A 17,806-nucleotide genomic window follows, 5' to 3' on the forward strand; every position below is an offset into this window, starting at 1 on the left:
GAGCTCACCATTCTGCAGTGCGGTCGATGCCGAGGGTGGCGACCAGGTCTTCGTGGAGTTCGAACCACACACGGTGGCAGGAGTCGATATGGGTGCGATCAACCCATTCGCGCTCGCCCGCCTGAGCTCGCCTCAGCGCCTCGGAGAAGCGGGTGTGGTAGCCGCAAAACCTGGTGAGGGCGGTGGCGAGCGCCCCAGCCAACGGTGCCAGATGCTGAGCAAGGCGCTCCAACTCGTCAAGGACGCCGAGGTCCCAGCTGGTGTCGGTGTGGTCATTGGCGGCGAAGCCGTCGCTGCCCGTGGGCTTGAGCTGCCAGTCAGTACAGGCTTTGAGCAGACGCACGTTCAGCGGCAGAAAATCACCGTAGATGGCCCGGATCTCACCTTCGGCCCTCGCAACGGCGAGTTCTTCCTGAAGCTGGCGCTGGTTCTCATTCCGGCCAGTTTCGGTCAGGGACCACCCAGAGAGGCCGGCGAAGGCGGTGTGCACAGCCCAGCCCCTTCTTTGGGCGTCCTGCAGAACAGTGGCCGTCTCCGTCACACCGAGCCCGAATCGCCGTGCGATGCCCTCGGTATCGGCGAACCCGCGCAGACGTACTCCGTGCAGCGCCAACAGCTCAGGAGTGGACGAGTGGCTCATGTGCTCTTCTCCCGGCGCGTTGCGAGACGGGTGAAGTGCTGCTGGCACGCCTGCGGAGATTTGAACCCCATCGCTTCAGCGATCTCCGCCCAGGTCAGGCCCTCGCTACGCGCGGCGAAGATCAGTCCTGCCTCGAGGCCGTCAACCTCTGACCGGGCCGCCGGCAGCAAGGTCAGTGCCTGTGCGATGTCCTCGGGGCCCAGCTCAGCTAAGCGCCACAGAGCGAAGTGGGTGAGCTCCACAGCTGAGGGCGGCAGGGGGTCCGGGCGCCATGGCACAGCCGGAAGGTCCTGCGCGCCCAAGCTCATGAGGTGCTGCTGAGCATGGTGCTGTTTTTCTGCGGCAGCGTAGTCGGCAGAGGCGGCATCGTCAGATTTGCGTTCCACACGGCCCATACTTCACAATCAACATATTATTGTCAATAATTTGTTGAAAGATGGGTGAGGGGTGCTGATACCGCTTCGCGAGGCCACGTCGTCTGACTGCGGCGGCAAAGCGTCCGCCTTGGGCGAGCTGCTACGCGCTGGACTGCCGGTGCCAGAGGGTTTCGTGGTGCCCTTCTCCGTCTTCGACTCAGCAACCCGAGAGTTCGGGCTCACGTCGTTGAAGCCCGCCACTGCACGGGGGACGCTTGCTGACCTCTGCCTGCCGGATGCTCTGTGCCAGCAGATGGAGATTCGGCTCAGCGATCTCGGCGGTGGTCCGGTGGCGGTGCGGTCCTCCGCGGCAGGTGAGGACACTGCGGAAGCCTCAGCTGCCGGCCAGCACGAGAGCTTCCTGGCGGTCCACGGACTCCAAAACGTCCTGGAGGCGTTACGGTCCTGCTGGGCTTCGGCCTTCTCAGACCGAGCAGTGGCCTACCGGCAACACCGCCCCGTGACGCACGGGTCGGCCGCGGCGCCGCAGATGGCGGTGCTCATCCAGCGCCATCTCGACGCCGAGGTCTCCGGCGTCATGTTCACCCCCCTCTGCTCTGGGGAGGCAACTCTGCTCGAAGCCTCCTGGGGACTGGGGGCAAGCGTCGTCGAAGGCGCTGTCACCCCCGACGCCTTCCGCATCGACGACGCCGGTGAAGTCACCCCAACCATCGGAGAGAAGCGGTACCGGCTTGACCGCTCCGGCACTCGGCTGAAGACCAGCGAGGTCGCGGAGAGCAAGAGGTCGCTGCTCTGCCTCAGCGGTGGCTCAGCCAGACGGCTGGCCGAGCTCGGCAAGCAGGCAAGTCAGCTCCTCGGAAGCCCGCAGGACATCGAATGGGTCATCGACCGGCACCAGGCATGGCTGGTGCAGTCCCGCCCGATCACCGCAGCACCGCACCCCTCGATCCGAGCGTCAGCGGCCGGAGACACCGCTCCCCAGGACTCGGCCTCTCTTACCGGCACTCCGGCAAGCCCTGGAAGGGCCTCCGGTCCTGTTCGAGTGGTCAACGGCCCCGGGGACTTCGCCCGAGTCCAGCCCGGCGATGTGCTCGTCTGTCCGTTCACCGATCCAGCCTGGACCCCTCTGCTGGCAGGCGCCGCAGCGGTGGTGACCGAGGTCGGCGGACGCCTTTCCCATGCAGCCATCGTCGCCCGCGAGCACCGCATTCCCGCGGTTCTCGGGGTCCCCGGTGCCAGAAGGAAGCTCATTGACGGCCGAACCGTCACTGTAGATGGCACCACCGGCAGCATCACTACTACTGCTCAGGAGGCCCGCAGATGACCGTCCGGCATCTCTACCTCGCACGCCATGGCGACGCCGATGCCTTCGGCGAGCTCACCGGCACCGGGCGCGAGCAGTCCCGGCTGCTGGGCGAGCGCCTGTCCGCAGCGCCCATTGACGTCATCTGGCACTCCCCGCTGCCCCGCGCCGAGGCCAGCGCCGGCCGGATCGCACAACAACTGGGCAGCGCCCCCCTCATCGAGGCCCCTGAGCTGATCGACCACGTCCCCTACGTCCCCGCTTCGTCTGAGACTCCACAGTCCTGGACCGGGTTCTTCGACGGCTATGACCGGGCGGATGCTGAGCAGGGCCAAAGGATCGCTGAGAGCCTGACCCGGCGGTTCGGTGGAATACCTCCCAGCCCCGGCCGGAACGCCCGCCGGACGACTCACGAAGTCCTGGTCACCCACTCCTACCCAATCGCCTGGCTCCTCCGCCACGCACTGGACTCACCTCCGGGGCGCTGGCTAGGACTCAACAGCGCCAATGCAGCGCTGACCCTCATCGAGCACCGCAGCCACACACCGGCCACCATTGTCATGTTCAACGACATGAGCCACCTACCGCCCGAACTGCGATGGACCGGATTCCCCGAGGCAATCAGGCCCTGAGCAGACTGCTGTGCGGTCTGTCAGCCAGTGATCGAAGCTTCATTCTGACAGAATCCTCACAGCAACCTGGAATCGAACACGTTTTCTATATCAGCATGTTAGCCCTTGCGGCACGGTAGAAGACGTGTTCTAATATGAATTGCGCGATGGGAAGCGCGACGCGTGCAGAAGCCCTCCTCACTGCTTCTGCACGCGTCTTCCATGTTTGAAGCCGCAGTTCGCCGTGATTCGCCGACCTCGACTCAACTCGTGACTTTCGGCACCTATGCTCTGCCGCAGCGGCTTCTACGCTGGAAAAATGAACGAAACTGCCCTCCAAGCCACTCCTTCAGACTCTAGAGTCATCTCAGGCCATGACTCTTCCCAGTCCGCCCGCTCAGATCTCTCCGCACTGTCTCTGCGTCCGCCGGCACACCGTGTGGAGCGCCGAGCCGTCGGGTGGTGGATGTTGCAGTCGGTGGTGCTGTCGGTACCGATTCTGGCCGCTGCCATCGTGGCCTATGTGCTGTGGGAGGCTGCCCGTCCCTGGCTGGTCCTGGCGATCGTCGCCGCATCTCTCCTGCTCATCGTGGGAGTCGCCGTCGAACCGCTCATGCGTTACCGGGTCCACCGTTGGGAGACCACACCGGAGGCGGTCTATGCCCGAAGCGGCTGGCTGGTGCGCGAATGGCGAGCCGCTCCCCTGTCACGAGTCCAGACCGTCGATGCCCTGCGCGGACCGTTGGAGCAGCTGCTGGGGCTCTCGACCCTGCGTGTCACCACCGCCTCGTCCTATGGGGCCATCGACATCGGCGGACTGGACCAGAAGACGGCTGCCCGCTTAGCCGAAGACCTCACTGAAATCACCCAGCAAACCCCAGGAGACGCCACATGAGCACGGTGTCTCCTGAAACGGCGGATCAGCACCTTTCCGCTGACACCCCGACGACCACATGGCAGCGGCTCAGCGCCCGCATCATCTGGGTCGATCTGGCGATCAGTGTGCTGTCAGTCCTGCCGGCAGCGGTCGCGATCTGGGTGTTCGACATCGACGCTACCGGCGGTCAGATCTGGCCGCTGATAGGCCTGGCAGTCCTCGGCGTCCTGGGCGCAGTCTTCGACATGGTGCGCTGGACCTTCACTCGCTTCCGGATCTCACCCGGCTATGTGGAGCTGAAAACCGGAGTCTTGCTGCGACAGCATCGCTCCATTCAACGCGACCGGGTCCGCAGCGTGGACGTGGAGGCCAAGCTACGCCACCGCATGGCGAAAATGCGGGTAGTCAACATCGGCGCCGGGCAGCAGAGCGCAGCCGGGGAGTCCGCACTGTCCTTGGACGCCCTGAGCGCCGACGACGCGTTGTCGTTGCAGGACGATCTCCTCAACGGTGCAGCAGCGCCTGCCGAAGATCCGCGCCTCGCTCCGGATCCCGATCAGGACGGACTGCCGTCACCGCAAAGACCGGACGCCGATACTGATGCACAGAACGATGATGACCAGACGGCCGTGGCTCCGCCACGTGAACCGATCAGGGTCTTCGCCCGGTTCGAACCCCGCTGGTTCATCTACAACATGTTCAACATCTGGGCCTACGTCCTCGCTCTCGGACTGCTCTGGGGCGGCCTCTGGCTGCTGAACACCGTCGGCATCGACCTCTACGGCTTCGTGGTCGGCCTGCTGGACTGGGAGTCGATCGGCTGGGTCGGCACCGTGCTCATTGCCCTGGTTGCCGTCGGCGCGCTGGGAGCAGTCGGCCTGGGCATTTACTATTTCACCGAGAACTGGAATTTCGAACTGGCCCGCGTGCCCAGTGGCAAGGGCACCATGCTGCGCACACGAAAGGGCCTGCTCACCACCCGGGAGATCAACCGTGATGAGAACCGGATCCGCGGGGCACAGATCTCCGAACCGGTGCTGTGGCGATGGATGGGCGCCAGCGACACCAGCGTGATCACCACCGGCCTGGACGAGTGGTCCATGTCCGAACCGGCCGCAATCCTGCCCCGCGGTCCGGTGCACCGCGCCAAAGAAGTCGCCGGCCAGGTGCTGGGTGCCCCCGAGAACCCTTTTCATGCTCACCTGAACCCACATCCTCGCCGAGCACTGCGACGCCGGCTGTGGTGGGCAACTGCTCTGGCCCTCGGCATCGGGGGTGTGCTGACCTGGCTCGCCCTCATCGATGTGGTCCCCTATACGACGATCTGGGCGGCAGCCGCGTTCTGGCCGATGAGCCTGCTGGCAGCGGTCATCGCATACCGGGCACTGGGGCACACCCTCACAGACCGATATGTCATCACCCGCTCCGGGCTGTTGAACCGAGCCACCACAGTCCTGCAGCGCTCCGCTGTGAGCACCATAGTGATCAGTGAGTCTCTGCTCCAGCGGCGGCTTAACCTGCGCACAGTCTCCACGATGACCGCAGCAGGAGGCGGCGGCTACGACACCCCAGACATTGACAGGCAGCAGAGCGTGGAATTCGCAGTGCAGGCCGCTCCGGGACTCCTGGACCCCTTCCTTGTCCCCGACAAGTAGGTCTCTCAGCCGGTCTCGTGAGCAAGGTGCCGCTGCGGCAGAGACATGGTCAATGACCTTCGACAGTGAGCTGGACGCCGCTAGACCAGCGGCAGGAGCAGGAATGGTCACCGGGCGGACCGGTAGACAACGCTGATGAAACATTGCACCAGTACGCTGTTGCGCATGCCCACATCAGACTCCGAGCACGGTGCCGCAGCGCCGAATGGCCACGGCTCCGACAAGCAGAGTGAGAGCACCGAAAATGTCCAGCCCCTGGCTGGAGAGGTCATCCCACACTCCGCTGCCGAGGACGTGCTGGGGGTGTTCATCGGCACGTTCATGGCCGCACTGGGCCTCTACCTGTTGGAGCAGGCGGGAGCGGTCAGTGGAGGAACCGCTGGGGTGGCGCTGCTGCTCAGCTTCGGCACCCCACTGAACCTTGCCTCGCTGTTCCTGCTGGTCAACATCCCGTTCTTCGCCCTGGCCATTTGGCGCAAGGGCTGGAGGTTCACCCTGCGGACCGCAGTGTCGGTGGGCATCGTCTCCGCTCTGATCGCCGTCTGCGAACGCTACTTCCCGGTCCCCGAGATGCACCCGGTCTTCGGGGTGGTCGCCGGCAATGTGCTGCTCGGGATGGCCCTGCTCGCCGTCTTCCGGCACGGCAGCTCACTGGGCGGGTTCAACATTCTGGCCATCATTGCTCAGGAGCAGTTCAACCTGCGCGCCGGCTACGTGCAGATGGCCCTGGATGTCTCGGTGATTCTGCTGGCCTTCACCGTCATCGCACCGCAGAACGTGCTGCTCTCCGCTGCCGGGGCAGTGATCATGAACATCATCCTGGCTTTCAACCACCGCCCTGGTCGTTACAGAGCCTGAGGGCAGCTCAGCTAAATCGCTGAGGGTTGAAGAGGTCGATGGGATGGTCTGTCTGCCCGTGCTGGACCAGGTCGGCGAGGATATCTCCCACCACCGGGACGAATTTAAAGCCGTGGCCGGAGAATCCGCAGGCGATGGAGACCTGCGGATGCTCCGGGTGCAGGCCGATGACAAAGTGCTCATCCGGAGTCACCGAATACAGGCAGGTCTTGGCCGCGACCACAGGTCGGCCCAGATGAGGGAAAAGCTCGCGCGCCCGCTCCAGCATCCGCTGATTCTCCGCATCGGTGACCACCCGGTCCACCGTATTGGCCGTGGTCGGGGTGCCCTGCCGGAAGAACCCGAGCTTGAACCCGCCGTCGGGCCCGTCCGTCAGGGGAAAGCCGTAGATCTGGTGATTGTCATAGGTCTGCTCCACATAGACCGGATGCTCGCCCTCATCCCACTGCGCAGAGGGCACCGCGTTGTAGTCCGGAGTGAACCAGTGGAAGATCATCCGTTCGATGCTCAGCGGCAGGCTCAGCTCCGGCAGCAGCTGCGGGGCCCAAGCCCCGGGCGAGATGACCAACTTCTCAGCGCCATAGTGTCCAGCCGGGGTGCGGACCTCCACCCCGCCGTCAGGTGTAGTGCCCCACCAGATGGCAGGTTCGCCGAACCGCAGCGTGGCCCCTTTCTTCGCGGCGACCTCGGTGTTGGCGATCACCGTCTCCTCCGGGCGCACATAGCCGGCATTGTCCTCGTAGAGACCCAGGGCGTCGTCGTGCGGGTCGAAGGTGGGGAAGCGGGAGCGGATCTGGGCGGCGGTGAGCACCTCATGGTCCAGGTTCCAGTGCTCTGCGGCTGCCTTGGACCCGGCAAAGGTCTTCGACTCCGGGTGACCGATGTAGATTCCGCCGCAGAGGGTCATCAGCTGCCGGCCCGACTCCTCCTCAAGCCTGCGGAACCCGCTGTAGGCGGAGAACAGCAGCGGCACATAGGCAGGGTCCTCAAAATAGGACTGCCGGATGATGCGAGTCCCGCCGTGGGCTGCTCCCTGGTCGTGCCCGGGCTGGTAGGTCTCCAGCCCCAGCACGCTGAACCCACGGCCGGCCAGTGAGTTCGCCGCCGCGGCTCCCATGGACCCCAGGCCGATGACGACGGCGTCGTAGCGCTGGCTTGCTTCCCGCACCAACCTCCGTCTGGCACCGGTCCCCTTCTCGCTCTCTGCCGCGGTCAACTGCGCATCCTCTCTCCGCTGGAATCGAAGAGGGGATCCTGCGCGACGGACCCGCCGCACCTCTGACCGAAATAGGCTACCTCTACCCGGGTGCCGGACGATGCCAGCTCCACCGGCAACCAGGCGTAGGCGATGGAGGCGCCGATGCTGTAGCCCTGGTCGGCACTGGTGACATAGCCGACTGCCTCCAGTTCCTCTGCCGGGTCAACCGGCTCCGGATAGACCGGTTCGCCTCCCAGCAGGACCCGGGTGGGGTCATCGAGCACCACGCAGCAGAGCTTCTGGGCAGGCTGTTCAGCCCCGGGGCGTGCCAACTGATCTGCAGCCTCGCCGCGAACGGCGAACTCCAGGCCGGCCTCTGCGGGGGTGTGCTCCCGGGTGATGTCCTGCCCGTAGAGCCGGAAACCCTTCTCCAGACGCATCGACTCGAAGGCTCGGCGACCTACCGGCAGAATTCCGTGCTCCGCCCCCGCCTCGAAGAGCGCGTCCCAGAGGAAGCGTCCGAACTCAGCCGGGGCGTAGAGCTCCCAGCCGAGCTCGCCGACGTAGCTCAGCCGCAGTGCCAGCACCGGAACCCCGGCCACCGAGATCTGCTTGGCCCGGTAGAACCTGAAGGACTCATTGCTGAGCTCTGCCTCGGTCAGCTGCGACAGCACCGACCGGGCCAGCGGCCCCCAGAGGCCCAGGCCGCAGGATCCTGAGGCGGCATCCTCGACCCGCACCTGTAGCCCGAGCTCTGCAGCGCGGCGACGCAGCCACGCAGTGTCCTGGTTCCCGTTGATGCCCAGGTGATAGCCCTCAACGAGTGTGGCCACAGTGATGTCGGAGAGGATCCCGCCGTCCTCGTCGAGCAGCAGTCCGTAGACCACCGTGCCGGGCTTCGTGCCGACCGGACGGGAGAGCAGCGTGTTCAGCAGCTCTCCTGCGTCGGGGCCGCACACGGTGGCCCTGGGCAGCGATGACATATCGACGACGCCGACCCCGGCTCTGAGCGCCCGGGCCTCCACCGCGACCGTGGGACTCCAGTGCCGCGCCGCCCAGGCATCGCGCGCCGGAAGCGGATCATCGCCGAGCATCGGGGCCGCTCGGTCGGTGTTGGACTCGAACCAGAGTGGACGCTCCCAACCGTTGGCCGCGCCGAAGACGGCGCCGAGCTGCTCCTGGCGCTCATAGAACGGCGAGGTCCGCAGTCCGCGCAGCCGCAGCGTGGAGGCCTTCGGGTGGATAATGTCGTAGACCTCGTCGTAGGACTCTTCGCCCTGCTCGCGGGCCCAGCGAGCGGAGACCACCGCCGGGTCGAAGCGAGCCAGGTCCAGTCCTGAGGTGTCGATGCCCGGGTCACCGGTGGTGATCCAGTCAGCCATGACGTCTCCGACCCCGGCGGACTGGGTCACCCAGACAGCCTGGGCCATCCAGAGGCCGTGAACCTCCGGCACCGGGCCCAGCAGGGGGCCGCCGTCGGGGGTGAAGGAGAAGATGCCGTTGAAGGACAGGCTGCGCTCCAGCTCGGCCCCGCGCAGCCAGGGCACCAGCCGCTGAGCCTCTTCCCAGCTGGGCAGGTAGTCCTGCTCGGTGAAGGGGTGCACCGCTGGCTCCACCCCGGTGGCGGCGAACTCCTCGGCGGAGGCGATCTGATGATCGGCCACGGGTATGGGACGGTGCTCGTAGGCGCCTAGGGCGATCCGGTGTCCCCATTCGCGGAAGTACATGGCGTGGTCCTGGTGCCGGATCATCGGACGGAGGACCTCTTGAGCATCGTCGATGTGCTCCAGCTGGGGCAGCCGGGTGCTGAATCCAAACCCGTGCTCCACAGCCAGCTGTGGGATCTCAAAGCCCAGCAGCTCACGGCTCAGACCTGGCCCCCAGAGCCCTGCGGCACTGACGACCACCTCGGCGTCCACGTCCTGGGGTTCTGCCCCGGCGGGAGCTCCCACAGGCAGGGTTCGTACGCCGGTGACCGTCGAGTCCTCGATGCGCAGGCTGACCACTTTGGTGTTCGGCAGCAGGGTCGCACCTCCGGCCTGCGCTCTGCGAGCCTGGAACTCGACGGCGCGCACGCCTTTGACCACCGCGTCTGTCGGAGTGTGGAAGCCGCCGAGTAGGTGCTGGGCGTCCAACCCCGGCCAGAGTCCGGCCACCTCCTCGGGGCCGATCAGCCGGGAGGGGATGCCCCAGGATTCGGCGAAGCCGTGGCGGCGTGTCAGATCATGCAGCCGTTCCTCAGTGGTGGCGATCTCCACCCCGCCGACACGCTTGGACACCCACTGGCCGTTGACCGTGTGCCCGTCGAGCTTGTCCACGGTGCGCTTGGCCAGCTGGGACATGGCTCTGCTGGGACCGGTCTGGAAGACGAAGCCCGGCGCATGTGAGCTGGACCCGCCGGTGGCGTAGAGCGGCCCCTGGTCGATGACGGTGACGTTGTTCCAGCCGCGCAGCACCAGTTCGTCGGCCAGCGCGGCGCCGACCACACCGAGTCCGATGATCACTGTGCGAGGTCCTGACATGTGACCCACCCCTCCCACGACGTTGCACTTAGCGCAACATCATCTTTATTACGCAACTACGGTACTCATCCACCCCTGTGCCGGACAACTCCCACCACCTGCCCGAGGGGAAATTAACCTTCCTGCAACACCCCAAGCCCCACACCCCGGCCGCAAGTGCCCCGTCTGTGCCTTGAGGCTCAGGCCGTGGCACCTGTGGTGACCACACCCAGCTTGGCCTCGAGCCGGTCAGCGGCCTCACGCAGGACCGCCACATGATCCACGAAGGAGGACTCCGGGAGCCGGAAGGCCGGCGCGGTGGTGGACAGGGTGGCTACGATCTCTCCCCCCGGGCCGCGCACAGGCACAGCCAGCGCATTGATGCCCTCCTCCCACTCAGCCACGGCTGAGGCCCAACCGCGCTGCAGCACGGCTTCGAGCTCATCCGCCAGAGTCTTGGCGTCGGTGATCGTTGACCCGGTGAAGGCTTCCAACGCCCCGGTGAGGATGCGCCTCTGCTCAGCGGGGGACGCGTAGGCCAGCAGCACCTTCCCGGTGGAGGTGGCATGCAACGGTCCCCGCTGGCCCACATACTGCCGAGCCACTCCGATCATCCGCTCGCCCACCGTCTGAGTGATGGTCACCGCTGCCGACTGGTCGAGAATAGCGACATTGACCGTCTCTTTCAGCTGGGCCGCGGCGTCATCACAGCTGGATTGGGCGTCACGGGTCAGATCGATGCGCCCGGTCACGGCATTGGCCATGCGCAGCAGCCCGAAACCCAACCGGTAGGCGCCCCTGGCAGTCTCCTGCTCCACCAGATCGTGGGACTCCAAAGTGGCCAGGAGCCTGAAGGCTGTGGACCGGTGAACACCGAGCCGCCTGGCGATCTCGCTGATGGTCAGTGACGGCTGTTCGCGCAGCATGCCCAGAATCTGCGCGGCGCGGTCCACCGACTGCACTGGCTTCGCTTCGACTGCGGTGTCCATCACCGTAACTTCCTCCTAGATGTTTCCTTCTGATGAATTGTTCTTCACATCAGCCATGGGGGCTTGACGCACCCCGGGGAGTGGCGTCATCCTATGTGCATCACACTGTTGTGTATCACGAGCAGTGTTGCATAATAAGAAACATTACCACATGGTGATGCTAGTACGTTGGGCGGTGACCAGCACAGATATGTCCCTCAAAGTCTGCTCCATCGATGACCTGAGGCCTGGGGAGGGCCTGCGGATCGATTCCATCAACCCGCCGATCGCGGTATTCCTCACTGAGGACGGCGAGGTCTACGCCATTGATGACACCTGCACCCACCAGGATGCCTCGTTGTCCGCCGGCTGGGTGGAAGACTGCCGGGTGGAGTGCCCACTGCATGAGAGCACCTTCTCCCTGGTCACCGGTCAGGTCGACCAACCCCCGGCGAAGAAGGGCGTGCGCACCCACCAAGTCCACGTATCCGGCGGCGCAGTCTATGTGGAACTTTCCACCGCCGCACCGAATCTGCCTCCTGGAGTGATCGTCGCATGAAGGTCCTTGCCCGTGAAGGGCACCTGCTGATCGTCGGAGCCGGCCTAGCCGGCTATCACACCGCTCGTGGCGCCCGTCTCAACGGCCACACCGGACCGATCACCATTCTGGGTGCGGAGAACCGCCCGGCCTACGACCGGCCCGCACTGAGCAAGGCGTATCTGACCGGGGCCGTGTCCGAGTCAGATCTGGCTCTGGACGATCCCGACCAGCCCTTGGACGTCCGGTGGGTGGCGGGGCTTCATGTCGCAGGTCTCTCCGAGCACCCGCTGGGAGTGCTCACCTCAGACGGTGAGTTCTGGGCCGCCGATGCCGTGGTGATCGCCACCGGCGCGGCAGCCCGCACCCTCCCGGAGACCAATCCCGGCGACGCCGCCGGACGGCCCTATGTGCTCCGCACCATGGACGACGCGCTGGCCCTGCGGGACATCTGCTTGGAAGGTCTCGAGGTCGCAGTTCTCGGCGGGGGATTCCTGGCGCTGGAGGCGGCCGCGACCTGCACCCAGCGCGGGGCCAGCTCAGTCATCGTCGCTGCCGGAGAGGAATTCCCCGGGGCCCGCAGACTCAGCCTCCCAGTCGGCCAGGCACTGCGCGCCGCCCACGAGGCCCATGGGGTCGGCTTCGCCTCCTCAGCCCGCGCAGTGTCGGTGACCAGCACTGCCGCCGGCCACACAGTCCACCTCGGCGATGGCAGCGCAGTTGCCGCCGATATTGTCATCTGCGCCTGCGGGGCCGCGCCGGCCACCAGCTGGCTAGCCGGATCAGCGCTGAGACTCTCGCCCACCGGGGCCGTGCTCTGCGACGATTTCGGCGCCACCAGCATCCCCGGGGTGTGGGCTGCCGGCGACTGCAGCGAGTGGCAGTCCCAGTCCAAAGGTCTGCGCCCGGTTGGTCACTGGCAGGAAGCGGTCGAGCAGGCCGCGGTGGTGGCCGCGGGGATCACCGGCGCCGAGCCCCAGCCGATGCAGGAGCCGTACTTCTGGTCCGATCAGTACGACCTGATGCTGCAGGGGGCAGGCGCCATCGCCTCGGCAGATGAAGTGCGGATCATCAGCGGCTCGGTGACCACCGGAGACCTGCTGGTCAGCTACCTGCGCGAAGGAACCGAGATCGGCATCCTCGGATTCAACCGTCTGCGCGAAGTCAAGCGCTGGCGCAAGCAGCACCAGAGGAAGAAGGCCGCCGTGCTGGCCGCCTGAGGGCACCACCGCATACCGCGCCGTCGTACCCACGTCTTCTGGGCCTGAAAGAGGAGGTTAGTCGCCACCTATGATCATCGACCATCTGGAGGAGCCGCTCCCCGGCTCCAGCCTGCGCCCGACCCCTGCCGGCTCCGCCTACACCGATCCGGCCATCTTCGCCGCCGAACAGGCCGATATCTTCGAGCAGCTCTGGAACTGCGTGCTGCGAGCCGATTCAATCAGTACCGCAGGCGACTGGAAGAAGGTCACCGTTGGCCGCGAGGAGCTGATCATCGTCCGCACCCGCAGGGCCGGGATCCGCGCCTTCTACAACGTCTGCCAGCACCGCGGGATGCGAGTCTGCACCGGCGACGAGGGCCGGGCCAGGAAGCTGCAGTGCGGGTACCACGCCTGGACCTATGCCCTGGAGGGTGAGCTGGTGGCCGCCCCGAACCTCACAGCGATGCCGGATGTGGACCGCCGCGAATACGGGTTGAAACCGGTGCATCTCCGTGAATGGCTGGGCTACGTCTGGGTCTGCCTGGCAGCGCAGCCACCGGACTTCGACACGGAGGTCCTCGGCGAGGTCCGCACACGGTTCGGCGAGGTCGAGTCCATCGACAACTACGGAATCGAGCACCTGTTGCTGGGCGAGACCAAGACCTATGACGTGGCGGCCAACTGGAAACTGATCATCGAGAACTTCATGGAGTGCTACCACTGCGCGACCATCCACCCGGAGCTGACCGAGGTGATCCCTGAGTTCGCCGACGGGCTTGCCAGCCAGCGGAAGAACGGCGAGGTCCACGGGTCCAGCTTCGGCGAGGACATCCAGGGGTTCACCGTGGACGGCTCGGCCGGGGTGGCCGCTCTGCCGGCCATCGCCCCGGATCAGGACCGCAAGTACTACGCGATCACCGTCAAGCCGCAGGTGTTCATCAACACCGTGCCTGACCATGTGATCGTTCACCGCATGTTCCCAGTCTCGCAGTCGCGCACCATCGTGGTCTGCGACTGGCTCTTCCTGCCGGAGGTTATCCACCAGAGCCTTCCTATCGAGAAGTCAGTGGAGCTGTTCCACCGGGTGAATCAGCAGGATTTCGAGGCCTGTGAGCTGACCCAACCGTCGATGTCCTCGGCAGCCTATGCCGGCGGCGGCGCTTTGGTGCCCAGCGAGCATCATATTGAGGAGTTTCACACCTGGTGGCGGGAACGGCTGAGGGGAGAGTCCAGAGTCGCCGCGTAGGCTGGGCTCATGATCAGTGTGTTTGACCTTTTCAGTGTGGGGGTGGGGCCTTCGTCCTCGCATACGGTGGGGCCGATGCGGGCTGCCCGCCGGTTTGTGGCCGAGCAGTTGGTCGGCACAGCGCAGCTGGTCGGTACGGACCACTCGGCAGGCGCAGGGCAGTTGATCAGTACAGACAACGACGACGTCGCGGCTGCGCCCACTGACGCCACAGCTGCTGAGGTTGTCCGCCCGTCCCGGATAGGCCGGGTCGCTGGCATCCAGGTGGAGCTCTTCGGTTCGCTTTCGGCCACTGGTGCCGGGCATGGGACTTTTGATGCGATCCTGCTGGGCCTGGAGGGGTGGGCTGCTGAGGAGATATTGCCTGAGCAGGTCGATGAGCGTAAAGCAGTCATCGAGGCCACCGGGACTGTGCAGGTCGCCGCCCAGTTAGGTCAGCGGAGAGATGTGACTCTGCGGGTGGAGGACTTCATCCAGCGTCCGCTGACGCATCTGGAGCGGCACTCCAACGCGATGATTCTGCGGGCGGTGGATGCCGACGATGAGCTGCTGGCTGAGGAGACCTACTACTCGGTCGGCGGTGGGTTCGTGGTCGCTGACTCTGATGACCCGGAGGCTGGGCTGGAGCAGTCCCAGCAGGAGGCGCCTTATCCCTTCCGCACCTCGGCGGAGCTGATGGACCATTGCCGCCAGTCCGGGCTGCCGGTCTCTGAGGTGATGCTGGCCAATGAGTGCCTCCACCGCAGCCGGGATCAGGTGCTGGATGGGATCTGGCATCTGTGGGAGGTGATGGAGGCTTCGAAGAACTCTGCGCTGAAGCGTGAGGGGCCGCTGCCCGGCGGGTTGAAGGTGCGTCGTCGTGCTCCTGACTGGCATGCCAAGATGTGGGCTCAGGACCCGGAGCGGTCTCATGCCTTCTGGCAGGAGTGGGTGAATCTGGTCGCGCTGGCAGTCAATGAGGAGAATGCCTCCGGGGGCCGGGTGGTCACCGCCCCCACCAACGGGGCTGCCGGGATCATTCCGGCCGTGGGGTTCTACGCCACACACTACGGGCCTGGGGCCAGCTTTGCGGAGAAGACCCAGCTGCGCCGGATTGTGACCACCTATATGCTCACCGCCGCCGCAGTGGGGGTGCTGTACAAGGAGCAGGCCTCGATCTCCGGGGCTGAGGTCGGCTGTCAGGGTGAGGTCGGCTCGGCCTCTTCGATGGCGGCTGCGGGGCTCTGTGAGGTTCTCGGCGGGAGTCCGGCTCAGGTGGAGAACGCCGCGGAGATCGCCATGGAGCACAACCTGGGGCTGACCTGTGACCCGATCTCCGGGCTAGTCCAGGTGCCCTGCATTGAGCGCAACGCGATCGCGGCGACCAAGGCGGTCAACGCTGCCCGTATGGCGCTGATGGGTGACGGAGAGCACCGGGTCAGCCTGGACGAGGTGATCACCACGATGCGCGAGACCGGCAAGGACATGTCGCATAAGTACAAAGAGACCGCCCTGGGCGGACTCGCCGTCAACGTGGTGGAGTGCTGAGCTCGAAGAACGGAATCTGCACACTCTACTTTGCACAGAACCGGGATTTTCCGCCTGTCATGCAAATCTGACTGTGCATTTCTGACCGGGAGTGGTTCCGATCTTCGCATCTGACGCTGCGAATCATCGGGTCAGGTCAATCAGGATCTTGCCGCGGGCCCCGCGCTGGTTGTGCTCCAGCGCATGGGCTGCCTGCTCCAGCGGGTAGGCGGTGTCGATGTCCACTGTCAGCCGGCCTTGGGCGCTCTTCTCCAGCAGGGTCCTCAGACGCGGACCGTCCGGCCGGACCCACACCCAGTGGCCGCCACGCTCCACAGCGGTCGGGTCGGCGATAGAGGCAAAGCGTCCGGACTCAGTCAGGACAGCCTCAGACTCCTCGGCCACTCCCCCAACGAGGTCCGCCACCGCGGTCACCCCCTCAGGCGCGATCAGCCGGACCCGCTCCGGCAGGCCATCCCCATAGGTCACAGGCTCCACACCGAGCTCCCGCAGCCGCTGGTGATTAGCCTCGGATGCTGTGCCGATCACCCTGGCGCCGACCTCCACGGCCAGCTGGCTGGCCAAATGCCCCACTCCGCCTGAGGCGGCGTGGATGAGCAGGGTGTCCTCTGCGGTGATGCCCAGCGTCTCCAGGGTGCGCAGCGCGGTGAGTCCGGCCAGCGGGAGTGCAGCGGCGGTGTCGAAGGTGACTCCCTCGGGAATGGCGGCCACATCGGCAGCACGGACCGAGACGCACTCGGCATAGGTTCCGCCCTGCACATAGTCCTTGCGGGCATAGCTGGCCACGCGGTCACCTGGGGTGAGCTCAGGCACATCGGGGCCCACGGCTTCCACCACTCCGGCCACATCCCAGCCGGGAATCACCGGGAAGAAGGTGTCCATCATCGGGTCGAGTGCACCGGACATCAGCTTCCAGTCCACCGGGTTGACCGAGGCTCGCTCAGCCCGGATCAGCACCTCTCCGGGCCCTAGCTTCGGGGTCGGCAGGTCCTTCAGCTGGAGGGACTGCGGTTCGCCATACTCTGTATACGCCATAGCTCGCATGTCCGAGGGAACAGGGCAGCACCGCTGAGCATTCCCGGCGACATGCGTGGCAGCCTCGCCGCACCATGCTCCCTCGCCTGGCTCTGCCGCGACTGTTGGATTCTCTCCGCCTCCATCACGGACAGGAGGAGAGAATTCAACACTCGGCAGCTGAAACCGCCCAGACCTTCAATTGGATAGGCTCACAGAGTGACTTCTCCTGCCCTTCGCCGCCTCGCACTCGACGACGCCGAGGATGTACTCGCCGGGTTCACCGCCGATCCTGAGATGGAGCGGCAGGGCGAGGTGAAGGATCTGGAATCAGCGCAGACCTACATCCGGTTCCTGACCAACGCCGAGGAAGGCAACCACGGCTTTGCGGTGGATGTCAGCGACCGCTGCGCCGGCGTGGTCGGGATCAACGGAGCCACCCGGCACAAGCTGGGCTGGTTCTTCTACTGGATGCACCCGGACTTCCGCGGCCAGGGACTGACGGCATCAGCAGCGGCGGCGGTGGCGAACTGGGCGCTGAGCAGCCGTGATTCCGGTGGCGGCGGTTTCGAGCGCCTGGAGCTCGGCCACCGGGTCAACAACCCGACCTCGGGCGCAGTGGCGCAGGCTGCCGGATTCATCCACGAGGGCACAGAGCGCAAGAAGTTCCTGGTCAATGGCGAACGCATCGACGTCTTCACCTACGGCCGTCTGGCCACCGATCCAGTGCCAGAGACTTCGCCATTGGGGCTCAAGGCCCCATGAACGCACTCTATATCCGCTGGCAGGCGGCCCAGCCCAACCGTCACGGTCACAAGCCGGGTGTCTTCGCCCTGGTCAATGGACTGGCCAAGAGCGGGAGACTCAGTGATCAGGACTGGGCCTGGTGGCGAGCTTCGAACGACTGGTATAACGGCGCCTACACCAATCCGGCTGATGTGGACCCTGATGTCTTCAACTCAACAGTGCATCCCGGTGCCGCCGCCTACTTCAAGCTCAGCGCCGCGCATCTTCTGGAGCGGGTCCCCGGGTACCTGAACCTGCTGGACAAACATGGCGTGGCCCACGAGTGTCTGCGCACATCTGCTCCCGGGCGCATCGTCTACGAGGATCAGGTACAGATCGTCGCGGTGAGGGAGAAGCCGTGATCATCACACCAGGAACCCGAGCGGTGCTGTTCGACTTAGACGGCACACTGATGGACCATGAAGGCGCCCGTGACGCCGCTCTGTTGTCCATGGTTTGCCGTGACCACGAGCCCACCGCTGACCAGTAGCACCGTTACCTCCAG

Annotated in this window: 18 protein-coding genes; 12 read left to right on the forward strand and 6 right to left on the reverse strand. The window is 65.5% G+C overall.

All coding sequences use genetic code 11. The features are described from left to right. Nucleotides 1-4 precede the first annotated feature (4 nt). Together DVO78_RS00345 and DVO78_RS00350 are read right to left on the reverse strand one after the other, a co-directional pair. Nucleotides 5-640, reverse strand: a complete 636-nt coding sequence (locus DVO78_RS00345; protein WP_120002829.1) for a transcriptional regulator — start codon at nucleotides 638-640, stop codon at nucleotides 5-7. Further along, nucleotides 637-1,035, reverse strand: a complete 399-nt coding sequence (locus DVO78_RS00350) for an SANT/Myb-like DNA-binding domain-containing protein (RefSeq protein WP_120002830.1) — start codon at nucleotides 1,033-1,035, stop codon at nucleotides 637-639. Before DVO78_RS00350 ends, DVO78_RS00345 begins: the two co-directional genes overlap by 4 nt. 52 nt (nucleotides 1,036-1,087) lie before the next feature. On the opposite strand from DVO78_RS00350, the gene DVO78_RS00355 reads away from it, so the two are divergent. The 5 genes from DVO78_RS00355 (at nucleotide 1,088) to DVO78_RS00375 (ending at nucleotide 6,321) form a co-directional block, all read left to right on the forward strand. Next, a complete protein-coding gene (locus DVO78_RS00355; protein WP_120002831.1) occupies nucleotides 1,088-2,341 on the forward strand; it encodes a PEP/pyruvate-binding domain-containing protein in 1,254 nt (417 codons plus the stop codon). Continuing rightward, nucleotides 2,338-2,952 (forward strand): histidine phosphatase family protein, encoded by a 615-nt coding sequence (locus DVO78_RS00360; protein ID WP_120002832.1) that lies wholly within the window; start codon nucleotides 2,338-2,340, stop codon nucleotides 2,950-2,952. Before DVO78_RS00355 ends, DVO78_RS00360 begins: the two co-directional genes overlap by 4 nt. Before the next feature lie 298 nt (nucleotides 2,953-3,250). Next, nucleotides 3,251-3,826, forward strand: coding sequence for a PH domain-containing protein (locus DVO78_RS00365; protein ID WP_120002833.1), 576 nt, complete (start codon nucleotides 3,251-3,253; stop codon nucleotides 3,824-3,826). After that, the gene (locus DVO78_RS00370) at nucleotides 3,823-5,463 is read left to right on the forward strand and encodes a PH domain-containing protein (RefSeq protein WP_120002834.1); all 1,641 of its coding nucleotides are present in this window, start codon (nucleotides 3,823-3,825) and stop codon (nucleotides 5,461-5,463) included. Before DVO78_RS00365 ends, DVO78_RS00370 begins: the two co-directional genes overlap by 4 nt. Before the next feature lie 165 nt (nucleotides 5,464-5,628). Beyond that, entirely contained in the window at nucleotides 5,629-6,321 is a 693-nt protein-coding gene (locus DVO78_RS00375; RefSeq protein WP_120002835.1) for a YitT family protein, read from the forward strand. A 7-nt stretch (nucleotides 6,322-6,328) separates the two neighbouring features. Here DVO78_RS00375 and solA read toward each other — a convergent pair whose 3' ends face one another. From solA to DVO78_RS00390, 3 genes are all read right to left on the reverse strand, one after another. Then, the gene (gene solA, locus DVO78_RS00380) at nucleotides 6,329-7,537 is read right to left on the reverse strand and encodes an N-methyl-L-tryptophan oxidase (protein WP_238385054.1); all 1,209 of its coding nucleotides are present in this window, start codon (nucleotides 7,535-7,537) and stop codon (nucleotides 6,329-6,331) included. After that, a complete protein-coding gene (locus DVO78_RS00385) occupies nucleotides 7,534-10,041 on the reverse strand; it encodes a GcvT family protein (RefSeq protein ID WP_120002836.1) in 2,508 nt (835 codons plus the stop codon). Before DVO78_RS00385 ends, solA begins: the two co-directional genes overlap by 4 nt. 179 nt (nucleotides 10,042-10,220) lie before the next feature. Beyond that, entirely contained in the window at nucleotides 10,221-11,009 is a 789-nt protein-coding gene (locus DVO78_RS00390) for an IclR family transcriptional regulator (RefSeq protein ID WP_120002837.1), read from the reverse strand. A 151-nt stretch (nucleotides 11,010-11,160) separates the two neighbouring features. On the opposite strand from DVO78_RS00390, the gene DVO78_RS00395 reads away from it, so the two are divergent. The 4 genes from DVO78_RS00395 to DVO78_RS00410 all read left to right on the forward strand — a co-directional run bounded on the left by DVO78_RS00395 (nucleotide 11,161) and on the right by DVO78_RS00410 (nucleotide 15,501). Beyond that, a complete protein-coding gene (locus DVO78_RS00395; protein WP_238385055.1) occupies nucleotides 11,161-11,547 on the forward strand; it encodes a bifunctional 3-phenylpropionate/cinnamic acid dioxygenase ferredoxin subunit in 387 nt (128 codons plus the stop codon). Further along, nucleotides 11,544-12,746 carry an NAD(P)/FAD-dependent oxidoreductase gene (locus tag DVO78_RS00400; RefSeq protein WP_120002839.1) on the forward strand — a complete coding sequence of 401 codons (1,203 nt, stop codon included), beginning with the start codon at nucleotides 11,544-11,546 and terminating at the stop codon, nucleotides 12,744-12,746. The genes DVO78_RS00395 and DVO78_RS00400 overlap by 4 nt, the downstream gene beginning before the upstream one ends. Nucleotides 12,747-12,816: 70 nt before the next feature. After that, complete coding sequence (locus tag DVO78_RS00405) at nucleotides 12,817-13,974, forward strand: aromatic ring-hydroxylating oxygenase subunit alpha (RefSeq protein ID WP_120002840.1); 1,158 nt, start codon at nucleotides 12,817-12,819, stop codon at nucleotides 13,972-13,974. 9 nt (nucleotides 13,975-13,983) lie between these two features. Beyond that, the gene (locus DVO78_RS00410; RefSeq protein WP_120002841.1) at nucleotides 13,984-15,501 is read left to right on the forward strand and encodes an L-serine ammonia-lyase; all 1,518 of its coding nucleotides are present in this window, start codon (nucleotides 13,984-13,986) and stop codon (nucleotides 15,499-15,501) included. 123 nt (nucleotides 15,502-15,624) lie between these two features. Here DVO78_RS00410 and DVO78_RS00415 read toward each other — a convergent pair whose 3' ends face one another. Further along, a complete protein-coding gene (locus tag DVO78_RS00415) occupies nucleotides 15,625-16,545 on the reverse strand; it encodes an NADP-dependent oxidoreductase (RefSeq protein WP_120002842.1) in 921 nt (306 codons plus the stop codon). Nucleotides 16,546-16,734: 189 nt separating this feature from the next. Between DVO78_RS00415 and DVO78_RS00420 the strand changes: the two genes are divergently transcribed. Genes DVO78_RS00420 through DVO78_RS18095 form a run of 3 tightly spaced genes read left to right on the forward strand, consistent with a single transcriptional unit; the run spans nucleotide 16,735 to nucleotide 17,791 of the window. Then, nucleotides 16,735-17,280 carry a GNAT family N-acetyltransferase gene (locus DVO78_RS00420; protein ID WP_120002843.1) on the forward strand — a complete coding sequence of 182 codons (546 nt, stop codon included), beginning with the start codon at nucleotides 16,735-16,737 and terminating at the stop codon, nucleotides 17,278-17,280. Next, nucleotides 17,277-17,663 (forward strand): hypothetical protein, encoded by a 387-nt coding sequence (locus tag DVO78_RS00425; protein ID WP_120002844.1) that lies wholly within the window; start codon nucleotides 17,277-17,279, stop codon nucleotides 17,661-17,663. Before DVO78_RS00420 ends, DVO78_RS00425 begins: the two co-directional genes overlap by 4 nt. Then, complete coding sequence (locus DVO78_RS18095) at nucleotides 17,660-17,791, forward strand: hypothetical protein (RefSeq protein WP_274380717.1); 132 nt, start codon at nucleotides 17,660-17,662, stop codon at nucleotides 17,789-17,791. Before DVO78_RS00425 ends, DVO78_RS18095 begins: the two co-directional genes overlap by 4 nt. The last annotated feature ends 15 nt before the right edge of the window (nucleotides 17,792-17,806 follow it).

Source organism: Nesterenkonia muleiensis (assembly GCF_003600155.1).
GTDB lineage: Bacteria > Actinomycetota > Actinomycetes > Actinomycetales > Micrococcaceae > Nesterenkonia > Nesterenkonia muleiensis.